The sequence below is a fragment of the Kitasatospora sp. NPDC097691 genome (assembly GCF_040302665.1).
Classification (GTDB): domain Bacteria; phylum Actinomycetota; class Actinomycetes; order Streptomycetales; family Streptomycetaceae; genus Kitasatospora.
In genome coordinates this window covers 131045-142626 of the sequence record NZ_JBEORY010000009.1, presented here as the reverse complement: position 1 = coordinate 142626, position 11582 = coordinate 131045, and the positions used below count along the sequence as shown (strand labels likewise).

Below are 11582 nucleotides of genomic sequence, written 5' to 3'. Positions count from 1 at the left end.
GGCGGCTTCGCTACCGCTCGTACGCCACCTCCGGGAAGCGCGGCGAGGGCCCGTCCAGCAGGTGGTCGTCGTGGCCGCGCAGCCAGCGGTCGAAGAACGAGGCGACGTACGAGCGGGTGGCGAGCTCGGCGCGGCCGGGGCGGATGTCTCCGACGTCGTTGCGCAGCTGCTCCGCGCCGAGGGCGCCCTGCCGGGCGAGCTGCGGCAGCAGGGACTGGGCGTCGGTGTACGAGCCGTGCCGCGACCCGGTGAGGGTGACGTCGGCGTGCCAGCCGGTGCTGTGCTGCCACAGGGCGTTCCACCCGGGCTGCCGGCCGTAGGGACCGGAGTCGTCGCTCCCGGTGCCCATCAGCAGGAAGGGCCGGTCCAGGCCGTCCTCGGCCACGGTGGGCAGGAACACGCCGGTCCGGCCGTCCGGGCCGGGGAAGTGCAGTTGGCCGTCCAGGTTGATCCCGGCGGCGATCCGCGGGTCGTCGTGCATGGCCTGGAGCGCGGTGAAGCCGCCCGCGGAGTGGCCGACCATGCCGATCCGGTCGAGGTCGAGCGCCCCGGCCAGGCCGCCCGGCAGGTCCTTGCGGCCGGGCAGGCAGGCCAGCTCGTCCAGTACGAAGCGGGTGTCGGCCACCCGGGTGGCGAGGGCCTTGCGCAGCACGGCGCCGATGTCCAGGTCCGGCTGCCCGAGCATGCCGGGGAGCACCGAGGTGGCCAACTCGCCGTCGGGGAAGGCGACTTCGGAGGCCTCGTAGGTGTGGTCGACGGTGACGACCACGTAGCCGCGGGAGGCGAGGTCCTCGACGAGGGCCGTCCCCCAGGTGCGCGGGTCCCCGAGGCCGGGCGAGTACAGCACCACCGGGCGCCGGCCGCCGGGCAGCGCCGGCGCGTCCTTGCGGGCGTGGGTGCGGATGCCGGACCAGTCGGTGCTGCCGGGCGTGGTTCCGTAGTTGATCAGGCCGACGCCGTCGGATCCGCCGAAGTGTTCCCCGGCGGCGGACTCCATGTACGGGGCCCGGTCGGCGGGGTCGGCCGGGCGGGAGGTCGGGTACCAGAGGCTGATCATCAGCTCGCGCCGGCGCCCAGGCTGCCAGGGGTCCTCGCGGCCGGCATCGGTCAGCCGCAGCGCGGTCGTCCCGATCGGGTAGGGCCCGGTGGGCTCCGGCAGCCACGCCCGCGCCTGCTGCCCGGCGTCCTTGCCCTCCGCACCCGCCGCCACCGCCGCCGGGGCGCCGACCGCGCTCAGCACCGCCGTCGCCGCCAGCAGGACCGCCGCCAAGGCCCGTCCCCCACTGCCCATGATCCGTCCTCCGCGTTCCGTTTGATCGAACACGCAGGACACTACGGGCGGGGACGGGCCGCGGCCGTCATACCAGGGAGCCAAACGGCCCCTGAATACCCGGGTATGACACCCCTACGGGGCTGAGATCCGACTCTCCGGCGCCGGTTCTGCCCGCGACCCCCGTACGCGGGCAGACCTGGCGGCGCCGGGGGACGTCAGCCTGCCCGGGTCACGGCCAGAAGGTCCGCCACAGGGCCCCGCCCTGGCCGCCGTAGTTCCACTGCTGCACGCGGGCTCCGTTGAAGCTCGCGGAGTTCTCGACTTCCAGGGCCTTGCCGCTGGTGTTGAGAACCTTGACGTAGTCATACGAGTTGTACGACAGCTCGTGCTGCTCGAGCCAGATGGCACCGGGCTGGCCGACGCAGTCCCACTGCTGGGCGCCGGCGCCGTTCGCCAGCGACGAGTTCTCGATCTCCAGGCACTTCCCGCTGTGGTCGTTGATGAGGTAGTGGTAGTTCGTTCCGGCGACGTCCCCGAAGCGCCAGTACGAACCGGGCTGGTTGCGGCAGTTCCACAGCTGCACCCGGGCGCCGTTCTGAGTCGAGGAATTCTCGACCTCAAGGCACCGGCCCTCGAAGTTCACGAGCTGGAAGACCGGGACCTCGGAGGCGGCCCGGGCCGGTGCGGGCGCGGCAACGGTGGCACCGGTCAGTGCGAGGCCGGCGGCAGCGGTGGCGGTGAGGAGTTTCTTCATGCGGTTTCCCCCGGAAGGCAACGAAAAGGGTGCTGATGATCACCCGCCCAGCCAGGTTAGGAGCGAGTCGTCCGCCCGGGTTTGCGTGGAGCGCAGGTTTTCTTGAGGGTCCGCGCAGGCCGCCCCGTGCGTGCTCCGGCGGCGGTGCTCGCGGGGCGTCAGCCCGTAGGCCTCGCGGAAGGCCCGGCTGAAGACGGCCGCACTGCCGAACCCCCAGCGGGCGGCCACGGTGTGGATGGAACGGTGGGCCAGCTCCGGCCGGGCGAGGTCGGCGTGGCAGCGTTCCAGGCGGCGCCGACGGATCAGTCTGCTGACGCTCTCCTCCTCACCCTGGAACAGCAGGTGCAGCGAGCGCACCGAGATGTGGTGGTGCTCGGCGATCACCTCGGGCCCCAGGTCGGGATGGTCGAGATTGTGCTCGATGAACACCTTGACCCGCTCCAGCACGGCGCGCGAGCGGGTCTCGGTGTCGACCTCGCGGGCTGCGTCGGCGTACTCGGCCAGGCAGACGGCGGCCAGGTCGCGGGCGATCCCTCCCAGCCGCTCCAGCTCCCCGGGCCCGCACTCGGTGGCGTGGTCGCCCAGGGAGGTGAGGAAGCGGGCCAGGATCGCTCCCGTCCCCCGGCGGGCGGACATCTTCCGGGCGAGCAAACGATCGGTCTTGTCGGCGTTGACCGGCAGCGCGGTGCGGGGGATGTGCAGGATGAGGGAACGGCTGGTGCCGTCCTCGTCCCGCGTCCCGGCCTCGAACGGCCGCGAGGTGTCCCACAGCACCAAGTCGCCCCTGACCGGCCCGGAGTCGTTCCCGTGCTGGGAGATCCACATCGGGTTCTCCCCCTCGACCAGTGCCAGCTGGTACTGCTCGGGGTCGCTGCGTCGGGTCAGCGCCGGCGGCCGGCGCGAACGCACCGGCGGGTGGGAATGGGCCGACACACGGACCGGACCGAGGTCCAGTACGGCAGCCTCCGCGCGGAAGTCGGCGGCCTTCGGGCTGGAGACCGTCACCGGGACCAGATCCCGGGCGACCATGTCGGTGAACCATTCGAACCGGTCCTGCGCCGGCACACCGGCATTGGACATCGTCGACCACATCGCCATGACCCCCCGTCACTCCGGCCGCTTCGTTCCTGGACGGCCGAGCCGACAGTCTAGTTTTCCCAGCCGCGCGGCTTGCCGGGCAGGTCAACGCGGCCGTCCCGTCGAAGCGGCCCGGGGCTGACCACCCTCCCCTGCCCCTGGTCACTCCCCGACCACCGGCCCCGACGATCTCCCCACTCTGACGACTCGACCGGATCCACGACCGTCTGACGACGCCGTGGGCCGGAACAGCCTGCCGACCTGGCGTTCGACCGGATCGGCAGGCATCGTCGATGGTCGGGCGACCTACCGCCGGTACGGCTTCAGCTCCCGGCGGGCCAGGGAGCGCTTGTGCACCTCGTCCGGGCCGTCGGCCAGCCGCAGGGTGCGGTTGCCGGCCCACAGCTGGGCGAGCGGGGTGTCCTGGCTGACGCCGGCGGCGCCGTGGGCCTGGACGGCCTTGTCGAGGATCCACTCGACGGTGCGCGGGGTGGCGATCTTGATCGCCTGGATCTCGGTGTGCGCGCCCCGGTTGCCGACGGTGTCCATCAGCCAGGCGGTCTTGAGGACGAGGAGCCGCAACTGCTCGATCCGCACCCGCGATTCGGCGATCCAGTCCTGCACCACGCCCTGCTCGGCGAGCGGCTTGCCGAAGGCGACCCGCTCGGCGGCGCGACGGCACATCAGCTCCAACGCCCGCTCGGCGATGCCGATGGCGCGCATGCAGTGGTGGATCCGGCCGGGGCCGAGTCGGGCCTGGGCGATGGCGAAGCCCGACCCCTCCTCGCCGATCAGGTCGGCCACCGGGACGCGGACGTCCTCGAACAGCACCTCGGCGTGGCCGCCGTGGTCGGCGTCGTCGTAACCGAAGACCGTCATGCCGCGCTTCACGGTGACGCCTGGCGTGTCGCGCGGGACGAGCACCATGCTCTGCTGGCGGTGCGGCTCGGCGGCCGGGTCGGTCTTGCCCATCACGATGAGCAACCTGCACTCCGGGTTCATCGCCCCGGTGATGTACCACTTGCGACCGTTGATCACGTACTCGTCGCCGTCCCGCTCGATCCGGGTGGCGATGTTGGTGGCGTCCGAGGAGGCCACCTCGGGCTCGGTCATCGCGAACGCGGAGCGGATCTCGGCGTCGAGGAGGGGGCGCAGCCACCGCTCGCGCTGCTCGGCGGTGCCGAACTGGGCGAGCAGCTCCATGTTGCCGGTGTCCGGGGCCGCGCAGTTGAGCGCGGGCGGGGCCAACTGCGGGCTGCGGCCGGTGATCTCGGCGAGCGGGGCGTACTGCAGGTTGGTCAGGCCGGCGCCGTGCTCGCCGGGGATGAAGAGGTTCCACAGGCCCTGCTTGCGGGCCTCGGCCTGCAGGTCCGCGACGACCGGGGGGACGGCCCAGGGCGCGCGGGCCGGGTCGGCGAGCTGCGCGGCGAGGACGGTCTCGGCGGGGTGGACGTGCTCGTCCATGAAGGCGAGGAGCCGGGCCCGCAGTTCTTCGGTCCGGGCGTCGTACGCGAAGTCCATCGGTCAGTTCTCCTTGAGGGTGCTCAGGCCGTGGCGGGCGAGGATCGGGGCCATCTCGCCCGCGCGCTCGAAGCCCGCGCCGAGGGTGCGGCCCTGCTGGAAGCGGAAGAAGATGCCCTCGGCGACGGCGGCGAGTTTGAACGAGGCGAAGGCCACGTACCAGTCCAGGTCGGCGGCCTGGCGGCCGGTCGCCTCGGCGTACCAGGAGACGATCTCGTCGGGCTTCGGGAAGCCGGGGGCGGTCATGGCGGAGGGGATGATGCCGCCGCCGACACCGGCCAGCTCGGTGTACATCACCAGGAGGCCGACGTCGGTGAGCGGGTCACCGAGGGTGGACATCTCCCAGTCGAGGACGGCCGCGATGGCGTCCGCGTCGTCGACGAGGACGTTGTCGAGGCGGTAGTCCCCGTGCACCAGGGCGGGCGCGGGGGACGTCGGAAGCCGCTCGCCGAGCGCGGCGTGCAGCCGGTCGAGCTCCGGCAGGTCACGGCTGCGAGAGGCGGCGAGCTGCTTGGACCAGCGGCGCAGCTGGCGCTCCAGGTAGCCGTCGGGGTGGCCGAAGTCGGCGAGGCCGACGGCCGCAGGGTCGATCCGGTGCAGGGTGGCCAGGGTGTCGACCAGGCGGCGGCCGAGCGCGTGGACGCGCTGCTCGCCGAGGGAGGCGAGGTCGGCGGCGTCCCGGTGGGCGGTGCCGGTGACGTACTCCATGAGGTACCAGGGCGCGCCGAGGACGTCCGTCCCCGGATCGAGGAGGAGAGTGCGCGGTACGGGGACGCCGGTGTCGCGCAGCGCGGTCATGACGCGGTACTCGCGGCCCATGTCGTGCGCGGTGGCGAGGACGTGCCCGAGCGGCGGGCGGCGCAGCACCCAGCGGGAGGCGCCGTCGGAGAGGACGTAGGTGAGGTTGGAGCGGCCGCCCTCGATGAGGTCGGCCCGCAGCGGCCCCCGGACGGCCCCGGGCAGCTCCCGGTCGAGGTGGGCGCACAACCGCGCCAGGTCCACCCCGGGCGGAGGAGCAGGGGTCTCGGACATCGGGCGGCTCCTTGGTCTCGGATTGACTAAGCGCTTGCTTAGCATTCAACCGAGGGATCCCCCCTGTCAATGGCACGACCCCCTGAACCGGGTCGGCCCAGGGGGTCGGCTGGACGGGCTCCTGGCCCAATCACCGGTGACAGTTCACGCTCGTCAGCCGCTTGCCGCAGCGTCCAGGGCATCCAGGGTGGCGGCATCGAGGGAGACCGCCGGCTCTGCGGAGAGGTGTTCGCGCCACAGCTTGATCCGCACGGATCGGCCGCCGAAGTTGAAGGCCCGGCTCTCGTCCGCGATGACCTCCCCACCGCGCTCGTACACGAGGAGGAGAGGCTCGAAAGGATCCGGCAGATCGGGAAGTCGCAGCCCGGGAGTGTCCAGCAACGTCGCCCACCGCACGACCGCACGGCAGGCGTTCTCGGTCTCAATGCCACCGACGTGTGCGATGAGGAAGTCCTCAAGCCGCTCGGCCAGTTCCGGGTCCACCCGGACGTCCGGAGCGAGGGCCCCGGCGATGTCGTAGATGGGCCACCTCGGCGGACCGCCCAGCACCTCGGCCCAGAGCGCGGCGCGGCGAAGGTACTCGATCATCAGTCGGGACATGGAGATCGCATGCGCGTTGTGACCCTCCATGTTGGTCCACTTGATGCCGGCAAGGCGTTCCATCATTGCGTCAGTGCGACTTGTGCTCATTCGCGCGCCACCACTCCAGGGCTGATCGGACATCAGACGACCCCCAGGCCGCCCCCTTGAGCAAGCACGTGCCCAGGCCGAGGGATCCCCCTGTCGGTGCCGCCCGCACCACGGTCGCACGAAGAATCCCCGGGCCGCGCGGCCCGGGGGTTCGGTGGGGGAGGCTTCGAGGGGGAACGGGCTACGGGCGCCGCTGCTCCCAGTCGGCCCGGACGAGGTCGTACTCGACCTCGCCGTGCTCGGATCCCGGGATCGCGTCCGGCCAGTCCCCGGTGAAGTTCCGCAGGAACGACAGGCCCGACTTCTCCATCACCCGCCGGGAGCCGGTGTTCACGGCCATCGTGTTCGCGGTGACCCGCTCCACCCCGAGGTCGGTGAAGCCCTTGTCGATCAGGGCCCGCGAGCCCTCCGTGGCGTAGCCCCTGCCCCAGGCGGCCTTGTTCAGCCGGTACCCGAGCTCGACGACGAACGGGCTCCGGTCGTCGAGGGGGCGCAGCTCGAACCAGCCCAGGAAGGCGCCGGTGGCCCGCTCGTCGGCGGCCCAGAAGCCGCGGGTGCCGAAGGCCGGGTAGTCGTGGAGGAGCCGCGGCAGGGTGCGCGCCTGGATCGCTTCCCGGGTCGTCGGCTTGCCCCCGTTGATGAAGCGCATCACCTCGGGGTCGCTGTCCAGGGCGAACAGGCCGTCGACGTCGATCTCGGTGTCGGCGAACGGGCGCAGCACGAGCCGCTCGGTTTCCAGGAAGACATGCATCCCGCGATCATCACGCCCGGTCAGCGGGCCCGCCACCGAATTTCGCGACACCCGGGCACGCGGGCGGACGACGTCCCGGAGCGGCGCTGCCGGAGGGCCGCCGAGCCGGGCACCGATTCCGGCCAACTTCGCCAAAGTGTGCCGCAGTTGTGATCGGGCTGTGTAGCTTTTTTGAGCGATCCGGAAGGCGTCATTCGCCTCTGGGTCAGGCTCTCCACGTTCTTGCGGCCATGTCGGCCGCTCCCTCACCTTCTTCGTAGACGGGAATCGTGATGAGTACCTCGGGCACCGGAACACCCAGCACCACGCCGACGACGAACCCGACCCCGACGAGCACGACGCCCACGTTCGAGGTGGACAAGGCGATGCTCGACGGCGCGACGCCGAAGGACCTGCTCCCGACCACCGGCAACTACCCGACGGAGATCGTCCGGTACCGCTCGGTGGTGCTCACCGACATCCCCGGAGCGAAACCGGGGCGCAAGCTGACCGGCGCCATCGACCTCGGCGAGGAGAACCTGCCGTTCTACGACCGCCCGGCCGAGGGCATGATCGTCACGACGGAGCAGACCTGGTCGGCGCAGGGCGTCACGCTCGGCCGGCTGCTGCACAGCCTCGCGCTCGCACCCGGTGAGAGCACCAGGGTCGCGGTCGTCGACTGGCAGCGCAGCACCAAGGCCACCGGCACCGAGACGACGTCCGAGGCCGACACGCTGTCCGCCACCACCGACCAGAACCGGTCGATCAGCGAGGTCGCGAACGCGATCGCCCGCGAGGAGCAGTTCGGCACGTCCCAGCTGGCCCAGTCGAGCAGGTCGTCCAGCTCCGGCGGCAGCATCGGAGTCTCGTTCTTCGGTATCGGCGGCGGCGGTAACTGGAGCGAGTCGTCGAACTCGGGCTTCGCGACCGCGGTGTCGCGCTCGACCGGCGTGAAGTCGGTCGCGGACGAGGCGACGCAGCGCATCAGCGCGCGGACCCAGCAGCTGGCGACCGCGGCCCGCAGCCGGAACATGACGGTCGTGCGCGAGACGACACAGACGGAGAAGGACCAGGTCGTCACCCGGGTCGTCACCAACTACAACCACATGCACGCGATGTCGGTGCAGTACTACGAGGTCGTCCAGGTCTACAACGTGACGACCAAGCCGACCAAGCTGGAACGCTGTCTGTTCATCCCGCTGCAGGAACTCACCTTCAACTACACCAGCCTGCAACGGTACAAGGAGGTGCTCGCGTCGGTCGCGCCCGCCGACTGGGCGGCGAAGATCCGGGCTGCGAACCCGTTCGACACCGCCGTGCGCAAACTCGACGCGTGCACGGCCCCGGAGGCGCCGGGCGCCCAGGCCTTCGACGGGGTTGAGCTGACCGACCTCGCCGCTTCGGCCATGGGTGTGTACGGGGTGCGCAAGTTCGACGGCAGCCCGGTCCGGTTCGATCCGGTGAGCCGACAGTGGAACCCGCTGCCCACCACCGGACTGGACAGCGACCTGATCCGCATCGCACCGGGCAAGGACACCGTGTGGGCGATCAAGACCGACCTGACGGTCGTGCAGTTCGACGGAACGGCCTGGCGGATTGACCCGCAGGGCGGGCAGGGGCGGGCTCTCGCCTGCGGCCCGGACGGCACGCTCTACGTCGTCGGCACGGACGGCACGCTCTATCAGCGCACCCTGACCAGCAGCTACCAGAGCCTGAACGTCACGGCCGACGACGTCGCCGTCGTCGGCAGGGACAAGGTCTGGTACTGCCGGCAGGGGCAGACCTGGGAGCGCAGCGGCACCGGCTGGCTGGAGCGGACTCCGGCGCCGAACGTGCAGCGCCTGTCCGCCGGTCCGGACGGCGTGCTCTGGGGTGTCACGGCCGCCGGCAAGGCCCTCGTGGTGGAGGCCGGTGCGACGACCTGGACCGCTCCCCAGAACGCCCTTCTCGCAGCGGTCCCCTCGCTGACAGAAGTCGTCTCCTCCGTCAACGGCGAGCAATGGGCGCTTCTGAAGGACGGGCGCCTTCTCCGGATCCTCACCGCAGCACGAGAGACGCCGATCCCCTTCGACGTCCCGTCGAAGGCCGACTCCCCCTACGCGTCCAAGATCGACGTCTGGTACGACGAGGCCGGCATCCGCAGCATCCAGGTGGTCTTCCCGGGCCAGACCTTCCGCTGCGGCGACACCGGTGGCTCCGGCGTGCAGCGGCACGCGTCCCACACCTTCGGAGGCGCCGACAAGCTGCTCTCCGTCGACGCCTGGTCCGGTACGGCCGCCCGTGGCAGCCTCGCCGGGCTGCGCCTGACGATGACCTCGGGCGTCGTCAACTTCGGGATCGCCACGACCACCACCGTCGCACCCGACCTGACCGAGGACTCCGGCGGCGCGGCCATCTGCGGACTGTTCGGTTCGACGGTGAAGTCCGGCAGCCGCACCTACGTCTCGTCGCTCGGTTTCTACGTGCGCGGCGGGAACGTGCCACAGGCGGTCCTGGACCACCTGAACGACAACCGCCGCCACTACAGCCAGGCGGTGTGGGCCAACGCCGACGAGCTGACGCTCAGCCGCATCCTCGCCAACTACTCGTACACGCCGGCGGGCTCGAACGCCGCGCCGGTCCTGCTCGGCACCCTGCTGGACCCGAAGCCGATCGCCGCCACCGGCAACTACCTCGGCTTCCGGTGGAACTTCAGCAGCGAGCAGGAACGACAGGACTGGACCAAGACCCGCCAGCCGGGCGACAACACCTTCGGGACGCCGGTCACCAACACGATCGCCATCGCCACCAAGGGCGTGTTCGCCGAGGCCGTCCTCGGCCGGGCCAACGCGGCCGAGAAGATCGACCTCACCCGTTTCTGGAACTGGAAGGACTCGCCCATCCAGATCACGCCGGCCGACATCGCGCCGGTGTCCACCGGAACGCGCGCACAGAACCTCGACACCACGGTTGCCGCCCTGGGCGCCACCCAGGCGAAGTTCACACCCGTGGCGGCGATGCCCGACCCGACCGCCCTCCAAGCTGTCCAGGCCATCTCCACCGCGAACCTGTTCCGCGACATGAGCGGCCTCAACGCCATGAGCCAGGTGCTCACCAAGGGCATCGAAGCCGCCGCCAGCAACGACAAGGACGCCGGCCAACGTGGCCAGGAAGCCATGAAGAGCGCCATGGAACACCTGCAGAAGATGACCCAGATCGCCGCCGACGCAGGCAAGACGGCGGCATCGGCCGTGGCCGGCGGCGGCGCCGGTGCGGGCGCCGGCGGTAACCTGAGTGCCCTCGGCGGCATGCTGAACCAGGGCGGCAAGGCCGCTTCGGACGGCGGGTCCGCAGCGAAGTCCTGATCATTGCGGCGGGGCGGGTCCGGGCCACCACCCGGACCCGCCCCACTTGTTCAGCACCACCGCGGATCACCACGAGCGACGTCGATCAGACGTCGCCGAACTCGCCAGCAGAAGTCGCGGCGACGAAGGATCGCCAGGCGTCGGCCGAGAAGACGAGCGCAGCGCCCGCCGGATCCTTGGAGTCACGAACAGGCATCACGCCGGGGAAGTCAGGGGCCACCTCGACGCAGTTCCCGCCGTTGCCACTGTGGCGGCTCTTCACCCACCGAGCGCCGGCCAGATCAAAGGTCGTCATTGAAGTTCCTTCCGAACAGCGCGAATCATGGCGAGCGAGGCCGCCGTATCCAGCGACTCCACCTTGAGGTGATCGTAGTCCTCCTCCCAGCTCGCAACGCTCTCCCGCCCCCTCTCCAGGTGGCCTCGCGAGTGGGATTCCGCGTAACCCACCACAGACCTGTCGGGAAGCGTCAGCAGCACCACCGGCAAGAGGAAGGGCCGTTGCTCACCAAGACGGAACGGCGCCACCTGGATCGTGATGTTCGGACGGTCGGCCAGCATCAGCAAGTGATCCAGCTGAGCGCCCATAACTGTCGCTCCACCCACCGTTCGGAGGAGACAGCTCTCATCAAGTACTGCGTGAATGATGGGCGGTGAATCCCGATCGAGGATTCTCTGACGCCCAGCCAGGAGCGACACTCGCCCGGCGGCTTGTTCCTGGGTGATGGCACCACGACGAACGCTCGCTGCTTCCAAGGCTGAAGCGTAGGCCGAGGTTTGCAGCAGGCCGGGAATGACTCCCAACTCGAAGGTTCGCAGCTTCCTGCAGCGCGCTTCCGCCTCGACGAACTCGGCAAAGCCTTCCAGCAGGCTGGCGTTCGAGATCCTTCGCCAGAGTTCCTTGAAGGTTCCACCCGTGTCGAACACCCGGTCGGCCGCCACTGCGAACTTAAGAGTTACAGGCTTCTTAGCCCGTTCGATGTACGAGACCAGGCCATGGCTGTAGCCCATGCGCCTGCCGAGCTCCGCCTGGGACCAGTGCCTGGATCGGCGCATCCTGCGAAGTTCTTCTCCGAAGCGCACGGCCGGCGATGACGATGAATCAGTTTCCTGCAGCTCCATGACCGCCCCCAGTCTGTAACTCGGCACGACTGTGAAAGTTGA

General features: G+C 70.4%; 10 protein-coding genes. 1 reads left to right on the top strand and 9 read right to left on the bottom strand.

Annotated elements, in window-relative coordinates; genetic code table 11:
• Positions 1-10: 10 nt before the first annotated feature.
• The 7 genes from ABTY56_RS09470 to ABTY56_RS09440 all read right to left on the bottom strand — a co-directional run bounded on the left by ABTY56_RS09470 (position 11) and on the right by ABTY56_RS09440 (position 7098).
• Complete coding sequence (locus tag ABTY56_RS09470) at positions 11-1291, bottom strand: alpha/beta hydrolase family protein (RefSeq protein ID WP_350627864.1); 1281 nt, start codon at positions 1289-1291, stop codon at positions 11-13.
• A 211-nt stretch (positions 1292-1502) separates the two neighbouring features.
• On the bottom strand, positions 1503-2027 hold the full coding sequence (locus tag ABTY56_RS09465) for an RICIN domain-containing protein (RefSeq protein WP_350627863.1): 525 nt from the start codon (positions 2025-2027) through the stop codon (positions 1503-1505).
• A 39-nt stretch (positions 2028-2066) separates the two neighbouring features.
• The gene (locus ABTY56_RS09460; protein WP_350627862.1) at positions 2067-3107 is read right to left on the bottom strand and encodes an AraC-like ligand-binding domain-containing protein; all 1041 of its coding nucleotides are present in this window, start codon (positions 3105-3107) and stop codon (positions 2067-2069) included.
• Between the two features lie 303 nt (positions 3108-3410).
• Positions 3411-4625: an acyl-CoA dehydrogenase family protein gene (locus tag ABTY56_RS09455; RefSeq protein ID WP_350627861.1), complete on the bottom strand. Its 1215-nt coding sequence runs from the start codon at positions 4623-4625 to the stop codon at positions 3411-3413.
• Between the two features lie 3 nt (positions 4626-4628).
• Positions 4629-5657: a phosphotransferase family protein gene (locus ABTY56_RS09450; RefSeq protein WP_350627860.1), complete on the bottom strand. Its 1029-nt coding sequence runs from the start codon at positions 5655-5657 to the stop codon at positions 4629-4631.
• Between the two features lie 153 nt (positions 5658-5810).
• Positions 5811-6320 carry a hypothetical protein gene (locus ABTY56_RS09445; RefSeq protein WP_350627859.1) on the bottom strand — a complete coding sequence of 170 codons (510 nt, stop codon included), beginning with the start codon at positions 6318-6320 and terminating at the stop codon, positions 5811-5813.
• A 208-nt stretch (positions 6321-6528) separates the two neighbouring features.
• Positions 6529-7098, bottom strand: coding sequence for a GNAT family N-acetyltransferase (locus ABTY56_RS09440; RefSeq protein WP_350627858.1), 570 nt, complete (start codon positions 7096-7098; stop codon positions 6529-6531).
• A 272-nt stretch (positions 7099-7370) separates the two neighbouring features.
• On the opposite strand from ABTY56_RS09440, the gene ABTY56_RS09435 reads away from it, so the two are divergent.
• Entirely contained in the window at positions 7371-10421 is a 3051-nt protein-coding gene (locus ABTY56_RS09435; RefSeq protein ID WP_350627857.1) for a hypothetical protein, read from the top strand.
• Between the two features lie 85 nt (positions 10422-10506).
• Here the strand turns inward: ABTY56_RS09435 and ABTY56_RS09430 are convergent, their stop codons facing one another.
• Positions 10507-10716 (bottom strand): DUF397 domain-containing protein, encoded by a 210-nt coding sequence (locus tag ABTY56_RS09430; protein ID WP_350627856.1) that lies wholly within the window; start codon positions 10714-10716, stop codon positions 10507-10509.
• Complete coding sequence (locus ABTY56_RS09425; RefSeq protein ID WP_350627855.1) at positions 10713-11540, bottom strand: helix-turn-helix domain-containing protein; 828 nt, start codon at positions 11538-11540, stop codon at positions 10713-10715. The genes ABTY56_RS09430 and ABTY56_RS09425 overlap by 4 nt, the downstream gene beginning before the upstream one ends.
• Positions 11541-11582 lie beyond the last annotated feature (42 nt).